This window comes from Anditalea andensis (assembly GCF_000714815.1).
Taxonomy (GTDB): Bacteria; Bacteroidota; Bacteroidia; order Cytophagales; family Cyclobacteriaceae; genus Anditalea; species Anditalea andensis.
The window spans coordinates 152,621-171,812 of record NZ_JMIH01000016.1 but is presented as its reverse complement, the minus strand read 5'-3'; the positions used below and the strand labels follow the sequence as shown (position 1 = coordinate 171,812).

Sequence of the window (19,192 nt, the reverse complement as noted above, 5' to 3'; positions counted from 1 at the left end):
TGAAGGGAATTAACTTATGTTCAACACAAGTCAATACCAATTTATGAAAAAATTCTATCAAAAACCTTACCCTAAAATAAGTAATGGGTCAAGGTGCAAAATGTTTTTAACCATGAAGCTTACTGTTCTGATCCTTTATTTGGGGATATTGGGAGTTTCTGCAAAATCCTATTCTCAGGATAACAAAATAAGTCTTAAAATAGTAGAGGGAACATTGTTTGATTTGTTTGCAGAAATAGAAAACAAAACCAATTTTTTGGTTTTCTATCAGGATGAAATCCTACGATCCCATCAGGGGAAAAAAATCAACCTAGAGGTAAATGATGTAGCGATTTCTTCAGTTTTAGAAAACATCTTAGGTGAGAGGCTACTTTCCTACAGGATGATAGGTAGGCAAATTGCTATCTCTAAACAGGCTTCACAGATAGGAAATGGAGCAAATCAAATTAATCCTGAGGATAAAAGGCAGCGGATAATAACAGGTACCGTCATAGATGAAACCGGAGAACCCTTACCAGGGGTCACGGTAATGGTACGGCGTAGTACCATCGGTACTGTGACAGATATAGATGGTAGATATGCTATAGATGCACCAGATAATGCTACATTGGTATTTACCTTTATGGGGTACAGGAAAGAGGAAGTTACTCTGGCCAATCAAGCCGTCATCAATGTCACCTTAACCCCGTTGGTTTCGGACCTTAACGAATTTGTCATTACTGGATATGGGGTTCAGGAAAAAAGGGCCATTACAGGGGCCATAGCCCAGGTATCAGGAAATGAAATTGAAAATTTACCCGTCCAGTCCTTTGATAAGGCACTGCAGGGAAGGGCCGCAGGAGTCTTGGTCCAATCCGGAAGCGGTGTGCCAGGAGGTCAGGTTAATATCAATATCAGAGGTCAGGGATCCATCACAGCAGGTAATCAACCACTGTATATAGTGGATGGGGTTCAAATCAACGCTGAAAGTGTGGGTACTAACAGGACAGAAAACAATCCCCTTGCTTTTTTAAATCCCAATGATATTGAATCAATGGAAGTATTAAAAGATGCTGCTGCGGCATCTATATATGGCGCCCAAGCAGCCAATGGTGTGGTTCTCATTACCACTAAAAAAGGTACTGCCGGTAAAACTAAATTTTCACTGAACTATTACAAGGGAATAACTGAACCGATGCCTAAGGTTCAAATGATGAATTCACAGCAATTTATCAATGCCAGGATAGAAGCCATGACCAATAGGTATCCTACCCGTACCGCTGAAAATATTCGTAGTGGTGTATTGGACCAGCTTCGCCTTCCTACCGATCTTTCAGACGAACAGATAGCCAATCTACCCACTTATGATTGGCAGGACATAGGGTTTAAAACCGGCGTGGTGGATAATATAGAACTTTCTGCTTCAGGGGGCAATGACAGGACCAGTTTTATCATGTCCGGCTCTTACAATTTCCATGAAGGCAATGTAGTGGCCATAGATTTCCAGAGAGCTACTGCTAGGATGGGCATTACGCATAGGGCTAATGAAAGACTCACTTTGGAGATGAGTGCCAATCTTAGTTCAATTGTACAAAATGGAAATGATGGGGTAGGTACTACAGGCTTATTCGCAGCACCTCAATTTGCCTCTCCTATGATCGTCCCTACAGAACCCTTTTATTTAGAGGACGGGTCTTATAATGCACCTCTGGGAGGATTGCCCGGCACCTTGAGGTATAACCCTGTCCATACGGCAGAACTTAACACTGCCCAATCCAGGAGTAAATCTGCCATCGGAAGTTTTACCGCTAATTATAGAATTTTGGATAATTTAGTGTTTAAATCTTTTTATGGAATTGATTTTAGACTGATTACTTCTGAATTTTATATAGACCCACGTACAGAAGGAGGTTTTGGCAGGCAGGGTTTTTTACAGGCAGATAATATACAGAACACCAATTTTATCACCAATCAAACCTTAAATTATAATACCAGTTTTGACGGGGGCCATAGCTTTTCAGCTTTGGGAGGAGTCGAATATAGAAGTGATACCCGTGAGCGACAGGGAGGTACCGCAGAAGGGTTTCCCACCCACCAGTTTAGAAACATGTCTTCTGCATCTACTCCGCTTACTGTGTTTGGCACATGGACAGGTTTTAGAAGATTTGGCATCTTTGGTCAGGCCAATTACGATTTTCAGAAAAAATATTTTATCAGTGCTACCGCCAGGTATGATGGTTCTTCCAGGTTTGGTGCAGATAATAAGTTTGGGTTTTTTCCGGCTATATCCGCGGGATGGGATATTTCCCAAGAATCATTTTTAATCGATAACAGCAGTATTGATCAATTAAAAATAAGATATGGTTATGGAGAAACTGGTAATGATCAGGTAGGGAATTTTGCTTCCCGAGGGCTATATGGTGGTACGGGTAACTATGGGGGAAATCCAGGGATACAGCCCAGCGGTGTAGCAAACGTAAACCTGGGTTGGGAAAGAAATGTATCTTCCAATTTGGGCGTGGATTATTCATTTTTCGAGAGGAGGATATTCGGTTCAGTAGATGTTTTCCATAGGACCAGTTCCAACCTACTGCTGAATCAGCCACTTCCATGGATCAGTGGTTATGGAAATATTACCAATAATATAGGAGAGGTAGTGAACAAAGGGATAGAATTTCAGATCTCTTCGGATATCATACGTTCTCAAGACTTTCTATGGAATACCAGCTTTAATATTACATTTTTGGATAATGAAGTTACCCAACTATTTGACGGTCTTCAGGTACTTCCCGGTAATCAATCTGTTAGGGTAGGTTATCCTTTAAATACCAATTTTGAAGCTCAATATGCGGGCGTAAATTCTGCCACAGGCAGGCCGATGTGGTTTGATGCCAATCAAAACATTACTTACAATCCGCTTAATCCATCAGATTATATTGCATTTGGAAGTGAACTTTCAGATTACTTTGGAGGGTGGAGCAATAATTTTACCTATAAATCATTAACACTGGATATATTTTTCACCTATGATATGGGTAGAGAATATTATAACCAGGCTAATTTTGGGTGGTATCAAAACGGGAATAACGTAAGAAATTCTTTGGAAAGGGTTTATCTCGAAAGATGGACCACACCAGGTCAAATAACCCCACATCCGCGACCTATACAAGGTCTAGCTGAAACTAACGGGGATTCCTATCTGAGAAGCTCCAGCCGTTTTCTGGAAGACGCATCCTTTATCAGGCTAAAACAGATTACTTTAGGCTATAATGTTAACCCTAGACTATTAGGAAGGATCGGACTTACCAATGCCAGGATTTATGCCCAAGCAATGAACCTTTTGACCTGGACAGAATGGACTGGATATGACCCAGAGTTTTATTCGGATGGTAGCACATTTACCAATAATCAGGGTGTGGTTCCGCAGACCCGAAGTTATACGTTTGGAGTACAATTAGGATTTTAAATCAGAATAAAATGAAAAAAATCATATATATATATTCACTATTATTTTTGACTGTTTATACCAGTTGTGAAAGTCTGGTTTCAGTAGATCCCAGGCAGTCTATAGATGCAAATGATGCATTAAATAGCCCGGAAGCCATCCAAGCGGCTACCAACTCTGTTTATTCCAGGTTACGATTGGTAAGCCAATATGGAAGGGATATGATCGCTATACCTGAAGTCCTATCAGATAATTCTACACCAGCTGGTACAGGTATCAGACTAGTGGCAGAGGCCAATAACCAGGCAGGTGCTCATTTATCTATTTGGCAGTCATCTTATTATGCTATTAATGAAGCTAATTTGATAATTAGAGCTTTGGGTGAGATATCTACATCAGCTGAATTCAAAAATCAAATAGAAGGCGAATTGAGGTTCTTATTGGGGCTGTATTACCATAATTTAATGAGGGCCTATGCCTATGACCCCACTGCGATAATAGAAGCATCTAATAGAGGAGGTGTTCCTTTGTTGATTAATGGGATAAGGGCTACAAATGAAATTGTACTTGAAGGAAGGGCGAGCATTGAGGAAGTATATGGGTACATCTATGAGAACCTAGAGCGTTCTCAGCAGCTTCTACAGAGTGGTTCCAATGCCAGAGCTCCCCATTATGCCACAGCTGGTGCTGCCGCTGCACTATTTACCCGGGTGGCTTTGTATAACGGCGATTATGAACGGACTATTTTGGAGGCCGAGAAAGCCCTTTCTTCCGGAGTAGGTTCATTTCAGTCAAATAATGATTATATAAGTTCCTGGAGAAGGGAGGTACACCCAGAGTCAATGTTTGAGGTAGTATTTATGACGGATGAAAATGTGGGCCAGAATGAATCTTTGAGGGCTACATTTACCACTAGGTTTGACGGATCGGCTACTACCGCCACTTCCCAGGGATTAGCTGTAGTGAGTGATGCTCTTTACGGAGCATATGATGAGGATGACATAAGAAAAGAACTCATTTGGAAAGGCCTGGGTGATAATAGGAATGAAAATGAAATGACGAAATTCTTTAGCAGAAGTGGGATCAATAATCTTGATAATGTACCTGTGATCAGAATATCTGAAATATACCTGAACAGAGCTGAAGCATATGCCCGGTTGGGGAGAACCCGAGAAGCCCAGGAGGATTTAAATCTTATAAGAACGCGAGCCGGATTGGAGGTTTCCACACTGCAGGGAGAGGCATTAATAGAGGAAATTTTACACCAAAGAAGAGTTGAATTTGCTTTTGAAGGTCACCGTTCCTTTGATCTCAAAAGGCTTGGGAGGAGTATTGTCAAAGAAGCCAGAACAATACCCTTTGATGATTTTAGGACTTTAGCCAGAATACCTATCAGAGAAGTGGAAATAAATTCCAATTTAGAACAAAACCCGGGTTATTAAGAAATCGATCTTTATGCAATCGACCATGACTAAGGGTTTCATATTTTAGAATGATCTGATAGCCGCGATGATTATCATCGGGTAAAATCATGTAAGATTCCATCTAGCTTAAATAAAACAATTTACAAAAAGATGAAAAAACATACCTATTGGATAGCGGTAATATTGATTACAATAACCTCATCCTGTTTTGAAAATTATGAAGAGCGATACCTTTTTACTGATCTAAGAATAGAGTTTCAGGAAGCAGTGGTCAGGAACAATGCGGCCGGTAGAGACTATCCTGTACTTCCTTTGCAGCCAGTAGGAGAAAGAGGATATCAGGTGAACCTATTTGGCGGACAATTAAGGGCCGCGGAGAATCTCGCATTTAGAGTAGATGAAGAGGCATCTACTGCAGTAGAGGGAATACATTATTCTTTACCTAATGATACTTATTTTCAGCTGGAAGCGGATTCTAGTTTTGGAGAAGTAGTGGTAGAAAAATTATCTTTTCCTTCCGTACAAGGTCAGCTTATATTAGTGCTAGAACTAATCGGAAACGAAAATATAGTAGCCAGTGAAAACCACAAAAGGATAGGGGTAAGGTTAAATTAAACCTATTATTGCATCATAAGCCCCGGTAATTTGGCTAAGAATGCCGGGGCATTTGTCAATTATAAAAGCATTTATATGACTTTCAAATATTTAAAAATATTCATTTTTATTTTTATCACTCCCTCCCTCGTCAATGGTCAAAAACTGGTCTCTGATGAGCCATCGAAGTTTGGCTGGGATGAATCCGCTATAAACATGATCCATGAGCGGGCCACTCAGATGGACAGGCTTAACAGCCTCTTAATTTTAAGAAGGGACACGCTTGTCTATGAGAAATACTATAACAAGTTTACAAAGGAAGATTACAGTAATATCAAATCAGCATCTAAAAGTATACTTAACCTGCTGGTCGGAATAGCCGTAGAAAAACAATACATCGCCTCTATAGATGAAACGATATTTGCATACCTACCTGAATTATTCGATGACACTTCAGATTTAAAAAAACAAGAAATCACCATCCGACACCTTATGCTCATGCAGTCTGGGTTAAAGCCTACTAGCTTAAGTAATTATGCTCCCTGGGTGGCCAGTGAAGACTGGCTGCAATATGCAATAGATCAGCCTTTGGAGGCTCTTCCAGGAGAACTTTATGGATACAGTACCGGAGATACGCACTTATTGGCAGCTGTGTTATCTAAGGCCAGTGGTATGACTGCCTTACAGTTTGCCGAAAAATATTTATATACTCCGATGGGTATAACTATCCAAGAATGGTCCACTGACCCCAAAGGTAACCATGAAGGCGGCAATAATGTATACATTAAACCTATAGATTTGGCAAAAATAGGGGTGATGGTTAGACAGGGAGGTCTCTATAATGGTGAACAAATTGTATCAAAAGACTGGATATCGGAAAGTACAGCTTATCAAGTTGAGCCACAGGGAATATCCAGGCCATTTGAAATCAATGGGTATGGTTATCTTTGGTGGTTGGTTAAAGCCCTTAAATATGATACGTATAGTGCTATAGGGTTTGGTGGCCAATACATGATGACCATTCCGGAGCTGGATGTTATCATAGTGCTAACATCTCAATATAAAGGAAGTGCTCCCAATAGCCATTTTCAGTCTATTGCTGATTTAATAGAAAATCACATATTAAAATCTTTAGAATTATAATGGAAAATCTGCGTTTTGCTTTACGAATACACCCATCCTATATACCTGCGTTGGTAAGTGCATGTGTATGGTGGATGACCTCATGTGATACGGCCAGCACATCATCCGTTCAGGCTGATCTGGATAGGACACCTATAGAAACTGCCATACTGGATCAAGAGGATAATTTTTATTACATTGATTTTAAAAAATATCCTTATACTGACAATACACTCCCGATAGGTGTATTTGATTCCGGCACAGGCGGGCTGACCATTCTTAATACATTATTGGATTTCGATCAGCATGATAATGAAAGTGGGCTATCAGGGGCGGATCATCAGCCTGATTTCAGTAAGGAGAATTTTATATACCTTGCTGATCAGGCCAATATGCCCTATGGGAATTACTATGCAGAAAATAAATCAGATCTTTTGATTGAGCATATTATAAAAGACGCCCAATTTTTATTAGGTCATAAGTATTATCTGGAAGGGCAAAAGGATTACCAGGAAGATAAATTACCAGTCAAAGCCATGGTCATAGCCTGCAATACTGCTACTGCCTATGGCAAAGAAACATTGGAGCAGTTTATATCCAAAACAGGAGTTCCCCTCAAGATAATAGGTGTGATAGACGCAGGTGCCAAAGGGGCTTTATCTCATTTTGATAAGGATGAAGATGGCGCTATAGCTGTGTTTGCTACGGTAGGTACCATAGCATCAAAAGGATATGAAAAAACAATATTGGATAAGGCTAATGCACTAGGGTATAAAGGAAACATACAGGTATATAACCAAGGGGGGCATGGTATAGCAGAGGCTGTGGATGAGGAGCCAGATTATATACAGAGAGATCTGAAAGCACCGCGAAAAGATTATCGCGGACCGGCCCTCGATCATCCTGATTTTCCCATTGATAAAACGCTAATGGATGTTTATAACTTTGATTTTGATCATCACAGCATGCTATGTGATGCTGATAATACCCAGGATTGTCAGGTGCTTCAGATCAATAGTTCTGAAAATTATGTGAGGTACCACTTGGTTTCAATGATGGAAAAAATCCGCAAATCCGCCCATCCAAAACCCCTGAAAGTAGTCATGTTGGGATGTACGCATTATCCATATTTAAGCGAGGAAATAAAAGATGTTTTGGCTGAATTATACGATTATAAAAAGGATAATGCATATGTATATAGGCCATTTATGGCAGAAAATATAGCTTTGGTAGATCCAGCTGTAAATGTCGCGGAAGAATTATATGATTATTTGAAAACCGGGAATATGTTTAATCAGAAAGGGGATATAAATAGCAGCGAATTTTATATCAGTGTCCCCAATAGGAATAATCCAAGAGTAGCCATAGATGATAAAGGCCGCTTTCCGTATGATTATAAATACGGGAGATCAGCGGGGGAAGTGCAGGAATATGTGCAGGTAGTACCTTTCAGTGCAGTAAACATACCTATGGAAACATTGGATAGATTGGAAGCTGCTGTACCCACTACTTACGGAATCATCAAAAAATTCACCAATGAAAACGACAAAACAAAGGGCTTGTCTAAAACTTCCAAAATAAGATAATTTCAAACATCAAGAGTAAGGTTCATATTAGGATATCCCTTAAGTTACCAAACAGCAGGAATCAGTAGTGTTAAGGGAGTGTCCCACGAGCCCGAATTACGGGAGAGCACTATACGAGATTCCTTTTCGTCGTTTGGTAAAAGACAATTATGACCATTAAAAAAACAAGTAATCAGATGAGATATTTATATTTATGCATTTTTTTCTTTATTATTTCTCAGTATTCGTACGGCCAAATCCCATCTGTAGATATCCTATTTAAGGGAGCTACTGTTTATGATGGTACCACTTCTGAAGGAAAGAAACAAGATGTAGGGATCAAGGGTGACAAAATCATATTTGTAGGCAGGTATAAGAAGTCTAAAGTAAAAGCTAAGGAAATAATAGATGCGGATGGTTACGTGCTAGCACCTGGGTTTATAGATCCTCATACACATATAGAAGCAGATCTCAGTCATGAGGAGCGGAAAGCTAACCTACCTTACCTGATGCAGGGTGTCACCACTGTAATTGGCGGTAATGATGGATCAGGGCCGTTACCGATAAGCAGAAAGCTGGAAGAATGGGAAAGAAATGGGATAGGTACAAATGCAGGCTTGTTTGTAGGGCACGGCACTGTAAGAAGAATGGTCCTGGGTAATAGGGATATAGCACCATCTGAAGAAGATTTGGAGGAAATGAAAAAAATAGTGGCACAGGCTATGGAAGATGGAGCTATAGGTTTATCCACAGGATTGTTCTATGCCCCCGGCAGTTTTGCAAAGAAAGACGAAGTCGTAGCTTTGGCCAAAGTAGCTCATGGATATGGAGGTATTTATGATACCCATATGAGAGATGAAAGCAGTTATAGTATAGGATTGATCAACTCTGTTAAAGAGACACTAGAAATTGGGGAAGAATCGGGCATACCTGTTCATTTTTCACATATCAAAGCACTGGGTGCAGATGTATGGGGAAAGAGTTCAGAGGTTATAACACTGATAGAAAAATCCCAGGCTGAAGGACTGAAGGTGACTGCAAACCAATATCCATATGAGGCTTCTCGGACCTCCCTCATAGCAGCCACTGTGCCAAGATGGGCGGAGGACGGTGGATATGAAGCATTGTTAGAAAGGATAGCCAATCCTAATTTGAAAGATACATTAAGGAACGGTATAGCAGAAAATATAAGGAGGAGAGGGGGGCCAGCTTCTTTAATTTTAAGTACTTCCGATCATCCTGAATGGGATGGGTATTCGATAGAAAAAATGGCCTCGGACTGGGAAGTTGATCCTGCTGAAGTAGTGGTGGAAATTCTAAAAAAGAGTTCAGAAGTTAGAGTGGTTTCCTTTAATATGAGGGCGGATGATATAGAAAATTTTATGAAGCAGCCATGGGTAATGACAGGGTCGGATGGAGTAGTGGGCCATCCTAGAAAATATGGAAGCTTTACCAAAAAGATAACCGAATATGCTCTGGAAAAAGAAATATTGCCACTGCACATTGCCATACACAGTTCTTCCGGTAAAACAGCATTAACTCTAGGTATTTCTAAAAGAGGATTTATAAAGGAAGGATATTTTGCGGATATCATTATGTTCAAACCTAAAGCACTTATAGATCATGCCGATTACCTTCAGCCATCGGCTTTATCCACAGGGATGACGCATGTGTTAGTAAATGGTCAATTTGCTGTTAAAGATGGGCGATTCACAAGTATCCTAGCAGGAAAAGCCATTAAAAAAGATTAGTTTGAATAAAATTTAATGGTAATGACCATATCTTGAGAGGAATTGTTTTATTCTTTGGTTTTCTTCATTGCCATATATTGATGGGGAGTACCATTTTTTTTCCGTTAGTTTATTTTGTAATCCTTGGGTAAAATCAATTTGGTGTATTAAGTATAACCTATGATATCTGACACCTACTATTAATTATTCAAACAATTTATGATAAAGTGACGATTATTATAGCTTAAATCTTAAAATGGAAAAATTATGTGAAATTATTTTATGGGTTTAAAGCCTTGTTCAAACGTTTTCATAAAAAAAATAAAATTTAATACTTTTTAAAGCATCAGAAAGGTGTTAAGTTTGACTATAGTAGTTATCAATAAATCCACTAATGAAACATTAGCAACTAAAATTTTATAGAAACACTACCTATGGAATCATTAAAAGGAAAGACAGCTTTAATTACTGGTGCAGGTAAGGGTATAGGACGTGAGGTTGCGTTGGGACTTGCCAAAGAAGGAGTAAAATTAGGATTGTTATCCACTTCACCTGTCCAGTTACTAGATATAGAAAATGAACTGAAGACATTGGGTTATTCCATATCAATAGTAACTGCAGATATCACAGACATCCATTCTGTTATTTTGGCAGTAGATAAAATAGAAGAGGAGTTGGGAGCGATAGATATATTTATTAATAATATGGATGCAACTATAGCAGGTCCCTTCTATGAATTTGACCCAGTTACCTCAGAAAATAATCTAAAGATGAACCGTCTCGGGTTTTATTATCTCACTCAGGCAGTTATGCCGTCTATGATGCTTAAAAGTACAGGGGATATCATCACTATATCTTCTAAAGGTAAGCTGATGGATTCGGATGCAGTCTATAATTCATATCCTTTACCGGAATCTATATTGGAAGAGGCAATGCGACACAATATTAGATACAAATCATTTACTGCGGAAGATGTAAAATCATTTAACTTTTCAGCTACCGAAGATCTGGTTGACAACACACTTCAATTTCACTTGGCTGAATACGTTATTACCCAACTTAAACAATTTGGTGGTTTAAACTTACAGGATTCAGTATTAACTTCATCTAATCCTATATAACTCATACATATATACCTGTTATACTGACTTTAGAATCATGAAAAAGAGGTGGTATGGCTATAAAATCGTATTGGTATTAAATATAATATGTAGGTATTCATGCTACTGATGAAATTTTGGGCGAAGCTTATATTTACCTATAAAATGCCCAGGCAAATATTAGCCTGGGCATTTTATATGCGCTCATTTGTAATGAGTAATATAAAAAGCAATCCCCTATCCAATAGGAGCACTTTCTCCAATGTAGTAAGGATAAGAAAATAGCTGTGGCAACAGTTTGGATTAATATTAACCCTGCCGAACATTAATAAAAGGATTTATTAATTATTTCTTAACTGCTAATAAAGTTTTATTTATCCTTCTCATTATGCCTTTTTTACAAACTCTGATTTTAAAGCCATAGCGCCAAAACCATCTATCTTGCAATCAATATTGTGCACGCTATTATTGAGCCGAATATTTTTCACTTTTGTACCGGCTTTTATAGGTTGGGGAGATCCTTTGACCGGCAGATTTTTTATAACCACTACGGTGTCCCCATCGGTTAATAGGTTTCCATTTGAATCTTTGATTTCTAAATGGTTATCATTTTCAGTTTCATTGAGATGAGCGATTGTCCATTCGTAGGCACATTCAGGACAGATTATTTTACTGTCCATCTCATAAGCATAAATAGATTTACAGGCAGGACAAGGGGGGGTATTTTCCATCCTGTAAAGATATAAATTCAAATGGTAGACTTAAGAAAAATTAGCCTCTATATTTTTTGTCTGGAATAATTGCTTTTAATCAGTTTAAAGAAAAGATCCATCTGAGTTATACATATCCAAGTATGAGTTTTGACCCTGTCAATTTTTAATTTGATATTTGTAATACTAAACCGGGTGGTCTTATACTACTGATCTCAAACAAACATTTAGGTAGATAGAATTACATTTTAGCCAGAAGTCGGGATATTCGATTTTTCTTTGCCCCTAATTCCTAAAATATACTTCCAAATGTTCCTGTTCCTTTCTTCTAAGAAAAGTTTTAGTTCATACTGACTGCTTATAGATTAATAACCCGTTATAGGGTGTAGTATTCTATGTCTCTATGTGCAAAAAATCCTCTAAGAAACTTTGATTCTAAATTCTGATCTTCATGTAGCTAATCCCTAAGTTGCTCCCTGGCCTTATTAGTATCAACATCAAAGGCAGCCAATGGAAAAGCCACACTTACTACTTCATTATCCAAGCTTTCAATGAGGTTTTTGGCACCTATATCTCCCCGCAGCTCCAGGAGATGGGGGAATAGGGAGCGATGAAATAGGGTGGGAACGCCTTTTCTGCCTTCGTAAAGGCTGGCCACCACCTTTTTGCCTGTTTTCTGCTGGGTATCGATCAGGGTCTGCAGGTGGGCGCTTTCTACATAGGGCTGGTCGCATAGCATGATCAGCAGGTACTCCACATTGGGGTAAAATCGATTGATATGGTCCACACCAGTTCTAATGGAACTGGCCATCCCCTCCTTATAGTCCGGGTTTTCCAGGATCACTGCATCAGTCTGATTCAGCAGATCCTTTAAGGTTATATCCCCTTGGGAAATAACGGTCAGACTTACCGCGGTTTTGAGGGAGGAGGCCTGGTGGTGGGCGTGCTGTATAAGGGTGGAACCTTTGTAGGCTATGGTCTGCTTTGGTGTACCCAGCCTTTTGGATTCACCAGCTGCGAGTAACAATACTCCATATGACTTTTTGGATAGCACTATTCCCATGTTTCTATGGTGGATATGTCCTTTAAGGTTTCTCAATGGTCCACCATGGGTTTCGGTAAGGGATGCCTGGATTTCTGCTATGATGGAAAGGGCTATTTCTTCAGCACTTTCCGCGCCGATCTGCAGGCCAGTGGGCGCATATAGGCTGGTGGGGATCTCTGTGTCTTCGGGGAGCTGGAAACCTTCCTGAATTAATTCCTTCAGGATCCTGTCTCGCTTTTTGGTGGGGCCGAGCAGACCGATATATTTGACAGGGGTATAAAGGATATTTTTCAGCACCGCTTTATCATAATCATAATTGTGGGACATAAGCACAAAGGCTGTCCTTTCATCGAGTTTGATGTGCCGGATGGCTTCTGCCGGTTCGGACAGTACGAGTTGGCAGCTGGGGAATCGGTTTTCATTGGCATAAAGGGGACGGCCATCCACGATAGTGATTTCCCAGCCGAGGGTTTTAGCTATTTCCACTACGGGGAAAACATCATTACCTGCTCCGGCTATGACAAGGGCAGGAGCTGGCTCCAGGTATTCCAAAAACGCATTATAGCCGGAAGTATTTTCATCTGTGACTGGATAAGCTATAAACATGGCATGTTTTTGCTTCCAGGCGGTTTGGATATCAGGCTCTAGTGCTGAAAACCCTGGCCCCTTTCCTTCTTTTGATTGATGTACACCTGTTGGTGTAAAGAGCATTTTGGTACCCTGGCCAGCGTCTTTTTTTGCATTCAGTGAAAAAAGAGTGACCAAAATAGAGCGATGTCTTTTTTCCACAGCTAATTTCAGCAGGCTGATAGGATGGTAAGGATTGTCTTCGATAATGGGTTCCAGTAGCACCCTGATGATACCGTTACAGCCAAGGTTGACAGTGATGACGCTGCTTTCCTCGTCGGAAGTATCATAGCTGACCAGAAGGGGCTTTTGGGTAGTCATGACCATCAGTGCCTTTCGCAGGATATCTCCCTCCAGGCACCCTCCGCTGATGGCCCCTGTAAGGGAACCATCTTCCGTCACCAGCATCCTTGCCCCAGGTGCCCGGTAAGATGAGCCTTCTATGTGCACCACTGTGGCCAGTACGGCACCTTTGCCTCTGGAGCGGGCGGCATTATAGGCGGTGATGATCTGTTTGATTTCCTTCATTTCAGACTTAATGTTCTTTATTTGGAGTTGTTTTTTTAACTGCTTCGGCCAATATATTTATTGCCTTCCCCACCTCATCAGCGGTGGTAAATCTGCCGATGCTGATTCTTACCGCGCTAAAGGATTGGGATTCACTAAGGCCCATAGCCTTCAGTACATGGGAAGGCTTCTGCACATTGCTTGAACAGGCACTACCGCGGCTTATGGCAAGTTGCTGGGAAAGGGAGAGCAAGAGGTGCTCAGCATTGATGTTTGAAAACCGAATATTACTCACCTGCGGCAATCGCTGCGACCGCACATTCAGTTGTACACCGGGAATATTCAGCAAGGCCTGCTCCAGTCTGTCCCGCAGTCTCTCCAATCTAGAAGCTTCGGCTGCCAATCCAGTTTTGCAGAGCCTGGCGGCTTCACCAAAGCCTACTATACCAGGTACATTTAAAGTTCCGCTTCTAAGCCCCTTTTCATGGCGGCCACCATGGAGGTAGGGGGGGATTTTGGCATTTTGGCCATTCTGGCAGATGTATAGTGCCCCGATTCCTTTAGGCCCGTACATCTTGTGAGCAGAATAGGCCATCATATCGATCCCTGCTTCTTTTACATTTACTGGTATTTTGCCTACTGCCTGAGTGGCATCACAGAAAAATGTAAGGCCATGTCTTTGGGTAATATTGGCTATTTCCTTTACCGGATGAATGGCACCAGTTTCGTTGTTGGCCCACATAAGAGAGATGCAGCGGGTATCTATTTCTATGGCCGCTTCTAGGGCTTCCAGGGAAATTTGTCCCTCAGAATCCACTTCTAAATAAGTAATCCTGCAGCCTTGGCTTTCCAGATAGGCACAGGTATCGAGTACCGCGGTATGCTCTGTTAGGCAGGTGATGATGTGGTTGTCAACATTATTAGCTACCAGACCCTTCAGCGCCATATTGACTGATTCGGTAGCCCCGGCTGTAAAGATGATTTCATCAGCCTTTGCCCCGATCAGTCCAGCCAAGTGCTCCCTTGCCTCTTCTACGGCATCATCAGCCTGCCAGCCATAGAAATGGTCCCTGCTTGCCGCATTACCGAAGCGCCCAGTGAAATAAGGGAGCATAGCTTCCACCACTATGGGGTCACAGGGGGTGGTGGCATTATAGTCGAGATAGATGGGGAGATGGTTCATAATCTAAAGGCTGAAGAACAAAGAACAGACATAAAGTTCTGTTCTCCTTTCGGGAAAATTGATAGGTTTTAATTTTTAAATATCACATTCGATTACTGAAATTCAAAGTACTTGTATCAACATGTTTCTATAGAAGTAATTAAAATTCCTCTATTTCATGGATGTTGCGAGCATAGGTACTATAGTGTACGTATCAGTTGCCATGAATGAGGAGTATCTTGGATTACTGTAGCATACTGCATATGAAGAAGGGTGAAATGATTAAGGTGGCTTCCTTTAAATCTGTGAAGGAGGTTGGCTTAAACAATCAGGTCAGCCAATTTCCAAATAGAGCTCAAGTCAAATGTTAGGATAGCCACCGTCAACAGGAAAGTGCCTAGAATAATTCATAAAAATTTAAATGGTGGTGAGCTGATATTTGGCAGATATATCCTCATTTTTGAACAATATTATAGGCGTGGAAAGTCAAAAGCATAGTCCATAGAAATATTTACCCAAGACTATGTTTTTTGGATTTTTAAATTAAGGGTTTTGTTTGGTCAAAATAATTTATTAGCCAAGTTGACTACATAGAAATTAAGCGGTCCGCACGCAATTGATCAAAGAGATCAAAAAACGATTCTTCCGTACTTTGGTATACGGTAAAACCCAGCTTGCGGCTCTTCGTCATATCGGTCATCACCTCTATCGGACGACCCAGATCCAAGTCTGTGTGCCATGGTGAAGCCAGTTTATTCAGATCCGATTCTACCAAACCGTGCCTTTCTGCGATTTCACGCCAGATAGATGCATCCTGTGCCATCTCAGCTTCAAGGGGATGGATGGTACCATCAAAACCAACAGCTTCTATCCCAAAATAGCCAGCAAGTCTTTCCCAAAGCCATTTCCATCTGAAGTATTCCCCATTGACCACATTGAAGGCTTGGTTGCTAGCATGCTCAGTCGTAGCAGCCCATGCTAAATGTTTGGCCAGTACCCTCACATCCGTCACATCCGATAGACCGTTCCATTGAGCTTCGGAACCCGGCCATCTAAAGGGGCGCCCGGTTTCCTTACATATGCTGGCATATATGGCAAGCGTGGTACCGAGGTTCATGAGGTTACCAACCGCCTTGCCTATGACTGTATGGGGCCGATGGATACTCCAGGTGAACCCATCCCGATCTGCAGCAGCATACACTTCATCTTCCTGGGCATAGTAAAAATTCTCTATTTCCAGTCGTGGCTGCTCTTCGCGTAGCGGTGTTTCAGGTAAAAACCCTTCCTTCGCATAGGCTTCAAATGGCCCCAGGTAGTGTTTAAGACCTGTGACCAAGGCCACGTGCTGCACGGATTTCGTTGGAGATAACGCGTCCAGAAGATTTCGCACCATGGTACCGTTTACCCGTATATTCTCGGCCTCTGTTTCCATCCGCATCCAGGTGGTGATGAACACATGGGTGGGAGCTATATCAGCCAGGGCAACTTTTAGATCCTCTGGACGGAGCAGATCTGCTTGGACAGGTTGGAGGTCTTTTATATTATTGTTGGGGTTACGGGACAGACCATAGGTGGACCATCCCTGTGCTATCAGTTCTTCAGCTAGGTTGCTACCGGTAATACCGCTGGCACCCACTATCAATGCATTTTTGTTCATTGGGGAAAATTAAGTGAAATAAAAGCTTTCTTTAATAAGAAGCCTTTATTCAATGGAAAGGTTTAGCAAACCAAAGCATTCCCTTTTGAATATCTTATTCTTATGATTTGGACCCTAATCTTTTAAGGCATAAATAATAGGTGTTAATGTGTCGGCATAAGGTTCCGGTTTATCCAGGATCTTGACCGGGTAATCTTCTATTATTATTCTTTTGATCAATTGGTGCTGTTCTAGTTCTTTAAGTTCCTTAGCCAAAACTTTCGGGGTAATTCCGGGAATACTTTCCTGTATCTCTGTAAATCGCTCATTGCCAACAGTAACAGAGATGATGAAAGGCAATTTCCACTTACCGTTGATTACATCCAGTGCATCCCGCACGGGCTTTACTGTATCGAGACAGGATAGATATTTTTTTTACTGCCATAGGTTTTCGTATGCTTGTTTTCCACTTTCCATTAGGGTAGTACTATATATAGCAATTTAAAAGAAAATATAACATTAACTAGGATATTTTGAAACAGATAATATAGGCAGCATTCTTGCTGGAAAATTATCTAAAGCAGGCATCAAGTGAAAGTAACCAATACCAGGGATATAGCTATCCTCGCAGATATAGCTGTCGGTTTGGATAATAAGGAACTTTAACTGATCTGATTTTTAAAATTCCCGGTATACGAAAACGGATCAATATTCCATGCCATCAGGTATTTCCAATTTATTATTAAGGCATCAAGTAACCCAGACTTGATAAGCGTGATTTCAAGATGGATTTATCCTTTTCTTTTATGAAGAAATGGTAGTCTTCTGCCTTGATGAGGATATTTTTAAGTACTTCATCCCGGGCTATCAATGATGCCAGTGCTTTATGTTGTGGCGGAATTTTAAATATCTGATAGGCACTAACCTTATGAATGGGATTATACCGGGTAAGTATGTCATCGAAAAAATCCAGCCATAGGGGAGGCAGGTCGGATTTGATGATCTTTTTAAACTGAACTATCTTATTATGTATATCATCCTTCAGCTTACAGTCCTTTAGAAAAGAGGCATAATCAACTTTATATCTTTTTTCTCCACTCTTTACCGCTATTTTATCCAGAAACATTTCAATTATTTTATTATCTCCAGAAAAACTGATCAGTAAATGTTCTTCGTGGATATCCAGTGTGTAATTTTGAATTTGCTCCGGTACCGTATATTCTTTTTTCAAACCCATGACATAAGCTCCCAGATCCGTTATCCTGATTCCGGAAAGTCCGTCATAGGGGGAAATAAAATCTCTGTTGACCTGGTTTATACCTTGGGGCTCATCAGGTGGATAATCATAACTGATTTCCAGCAGCCCCAGTGAGGCGAGAAAAAAACAAAAACCCTTGATCAGTGGTTTTCTGATCACCAGATCATAATGGTCTGTACTTATATATAGTCTATCATAATATTTAGACCCTCCGCTGGCATCTAGATAAAGGTGGTTAGTAGCTGCATATTGCGTTACAGGCTCTAATTTAGGGAAATTAAGGTTGATGTATTTTTCGATGTTTTTATAAGAAAACCACTCGCCGGTAGGTATATTTTGTACCATTTTGAGCATCATGAAAATTACGGTATGGTCTTCATATCCATTTTTGACATGAACACTTCCCTTAATATATCGGAGCCAATGGTAAAGCGGAGAAATGTGGTGTGTGTTAATCATTTTGGTTAACCCTTTGATCAATATATCAGGGACCTCTTCCGGCATGGGAGGATCTTTTTTTTCAATTAAGGGTAAAAATTCTGCCAAAAAGATAGTTCTTACATTGTTTAACTCTTTGTCATCTGTATCAAAAAATTCTTGAATATTACCTGCCTTCCTCAATTTATTAAGAGATCCTGCCTGCGCCTTAAAATGATTATTATATTTTATGTCCCCTTGTAGGTAAGTGCTTATAAAAAGCGGTAAGTCTGAAATGATAGTTGCTTCGGCATTCAAAATGAATTCATTAGCGGATGGCCCCTTTATAGGTTTTAACTTATATTCCTCGGGAATGGGAATAAGAGTTAACCAATGGGTGCGGATTTCATAAGGTATATGGAAATACAGATTAGGAGACCTATTGCTCCATGCATAGGCATGGTAGTCTTCTTTTTTGTGAGGCAGGATCAGGCATTCCGGCTCTATAATGAGGTTCTCTCCAACTATTTTACAATGTCCTTTAAAATCCGGAAATTTTTCTACCAACTCTTTATACTCCTTAGCCCCTTCAAACAGGAGAAAATGAAGTATCTTATTGATGGTTTTGGGCAAGTAGGAAAGCAGCTTATCAAATATTTCCCGGTTGTATAGGATATAGCTAAAGAGAATAAGGAAATCTTCTTTCACTAACTTTTTCTTACTTAAAATATCTAGCTTTAATCCTTGGTTTTTTATAAACGATTCATTTTCTAAAAGGAAATGAATGAGAATATTTTTATAAAATGTTTCCAGGGACTGTCTGGAGTAGTTTTTATCTATACTTAAAATAAATGCTTCAGAGATTTTCATT

The 19,192-nt window shown here is 40.3% G+C and carries 13 protein-coding genes; 7 read left to right on the top strand and 6 right to left on the bottom strand.

Annotated features, from left to right (window positions below; genetic code table 11):
* The first annotated feature begins 112 nt into the window (after window positions 1-112).
* From EL17_RS09120 to EL17_RS09090, 7 genes are all read left to right on the top strand, one after another.
* Window positions 113-3,445 (top strand): SusC/RagA family TonB-linked outer membrane protein, encoded by a 3,333-nt coding sequence (locus tag EL17_RS09120; RefSeq protein ID WP_164675017.1) that lies wholly within the window; start codon window positions 113-115, stop codon window positions 3,443-3,445.
* A gap of 11 nt (window positions 3,446-3,456) precedes the next feature.
* Complete coding sequence (locus EL17_RS09115) at window positions 3,457-4,866, top strand: RagB/SusD family nutrient uptake outer membrane protein (RefSeq protein ID WP_035072869.1); 1,410 nt, start codon at window positions 3,457-3,459, stop codon at window positions 4,864-4,866.
* A gap of 132 nt (window positions 4,867-4,998) precedes the next feature.
* On the top strand, window positions 4,999-5,463 hold the full coding sequence (locus EL17_RS09110; protein WP_035072867.1) for a DUF4843 domain-containing protein: 465 nt from the start codon (window positions 4,999-5,001) through the stop codon (window positions 5,461-5,463).
* Window positions 5,464-5,538: 75 nt separating this feature from the next.
* Window positions 5,539-6,585: a serine hydrolase domain-containing protein gene (locus EL17_RS09105; RefSeq protein ID WP_164675016.1), complete on the top strand. Its 1,047-nt coding sequence runs from the start codon at window positions 5,539-5,541 to the stop codon at window positions 6,583-6,585.
* Window positions 6,585-8,150 (top strand): glutamate racemase, encoded by a 1,566-nt coding sequence (locus EL17_RS09100; protein ID WP_035072862.1) that lies wholly within the window; start codon window positions 6,585-6,587, stop codon window positions 8,148-8,150. The genes EL17_RS09105 and EL17_RS09100 overlap by 1 nt, the downstream gene beginning before the upstream one ends.
* Window positions 8,151-8,326: 176 nt before the next feature.
* The gene (locus tag EL17_RS09095) at window positions 8,327-9,880 is read left to right on the top strand and encodes an N-acyl-D-amino-acid deacylase family protein (protein ID WP_164675015.1); all 1,554 of its coding nucleotides are present in this window, start codon (window positions 8,327-8,329) and stop codon (window positions 9,878-9,880) included.
* 413 nt (window positions 9,881-10,293) lie between these two features.
* The gene (locus tag EL17_RS09090) at window positions 10,294-10,980 is read left to right on the top strand and encodes an SDR family NAD(P)-dependent oxidoreductase (RefSeq protein ID WP_035072860.1); all 687 of its coding nucleotides are present in this window, start codon (window positions 10,294-10,296) and stop codon (window positions 10,978-10,980) included.
* 365 nt (window positions 10,981-11,345) lie between these two features.
* Here the strand turns inward: EL17_RS09090 and EL17_RS09085 are convergent, their stop codons facing one another.
* The 6 genes from EL17_RS09085 to EL17_RS09060 form a co-directional block, all read right to left on the bottom strand.
* Window positions 11,346-11,690: a zinc ribbon domain-containing protein YjdM gene (locus EL17_RS09085; protein ID WP_035072858.1), complete on the bottom strand. Its 345-nt coding sequence runs from the start codon at window positions 11,688-11,690 to the stop codon at window positions 11,346-11,348.
* A 436-nt stretch (window positions 11,691-12,126) separates the two neighbouring features.
* Window positions 12,127-13,869, bottom strand: a complete 1,743-nt coding sequence (locus EL17_RS23080; RefSeq protein ID WP_084166162.1) for an XdhC family protein — start codon at window positions 13,867-13,869, stop codon at window positions 12,127-12,129.
* Between the two features lie 7 nt (window positions 13,870-13,876).
* Window positions 13,877-15,031, bottom strand: coding sequence for a cysteine desulfurase family protein (locus tag EL17_RS09075; protein WP_035072853.1), 1,155 nt, complete (start codon window positions 15,029-15,031; stop codon window positions 13,877-13,879).
* A gap of 565 nt (window positions 15,032-15,596) precedes the next feature.
* Window positions 15,597-16,667 (bottom strand): SDR family oxidoreductase, encoded by a 1,071-nt coding sequence (locus tag EL17_RS09070; RefSeq protein ID WP_035072848.1) that lies wholly within the window; start codon window positions 16,665-16,667, stop codon window positions 15,597-15,599.
* A 114-nt stretch (window positions 16,668-16,781) separates the two neighbouring features.
* Window positions 16,782-17,045, bottom strand: coding sequence for a winged helix-turn-helix transcriptional regulator (locus EL17_RS09065; protein WP_051719897.1), 264 nt, complete (start codon window positions 17,043-17,045; stop codon window positions 16,782-16,784).
* 343 nt (window positions 17,046-17,388) lie between these two features.
* The gene (locus tag EL17_RS09060; RefSeq protein ID WP_035072845.1) at window positions 17,389-19,191 is read right to left on the bottom strand and encodes a hypothetical protein; all 1,803 of its coding nucleotides are present in this window, start codon (window positions 19,189-19,191) and stop codon (window positions 17,389-17,391) included.
* Window position 19,192: the final 1 nt, after the last annotated feature.

Excerpts from the sequence above, each read along its gene's own strand:
- EL17_RS09115 (WP_035072869.1), top strand. The coding sequence starts at position 3,457 with ATGAAAAAAATCATATATATATATTCACTATTATTTTTGACTGTTTAT.
- EL17_RS23080 (WP_084166162.1), bottom strand. The coding sequence starts at position 13,869 with ATGAAGGAAATCAAACAGATCATCACCGCCTATAATGCCGCCCGCTCC.
- EL17_RS09070 (WP_035072848.1), bottom strand. The coding sequence starts at position 16,667 with ATGAACAAAAATGCATTGATAGTGGGTGCCAGCGGTATTACCGGTAGC.
- EL17_RS09120 (WP_164675017.1), top strand. The coding sequence starts at position 113 with ATGAAGCTTACTGTTCTGATCCTTTATTTGGGGATATTGGGAGTTTCT.
- EL17_RS09105 (WP_164675016.1), top strand. The coding sequence starts at position 5,539 with ATGACTTTCAAATATTTAAAAATATTCATTTTTATTTTTATCACTCCC.
- EL17_RS09090 (WP_035072860.1), top strand. The coding sequence starts at position 10,294 with ATGGAATCATTAAAAGGAAAGACAGCTTTAATTACTGGTGCAGGTAAG.
- EL17_RS09110 (WP_035072867.1), top strand. The coding sequence starts at position 4,999 with ATGAAAAAACATACCTATTGGATAGCGGTAATATTGATTACAATAACC.
- EL17_RS09095 (WP_164675015.1), top strand. The coding sequence starts at position 8,327 with ATGAGATATTTATATTTATGCATTTTTTTCTTTATTATTTCTCAGTAT.
- EL17_RS09085 (WP_035072858.1), bottom strand. The coding sequence starts at position 11,690 with ATGGAAAATACCCCCCCTTGTCCTGCCTGTAAATCTATTTATGCTTAT.
- EL17_RS09100 (WP_035072862.1), top strand. The coding sequence starts at position 6,585 with ATGGAAAATCTGCGTTTTGCTTTACGAATACACCCATCCTATATACCT.
- EL17_RS09060 (WP_035072845.1), bottom strand. The coding sequence starts at position 19,191 with ATGAAAATCTCTGAAGCATTTATTTTAAGTATAGATAAAAACTACTCC.
- EL17_RS09075 (WP_035072853.1), bottom strand. The coding sequence starts at position 15,031 with ATGAACCATCTCCCCATCTATCTCGACTATAATGCCACCACCCCCTGT.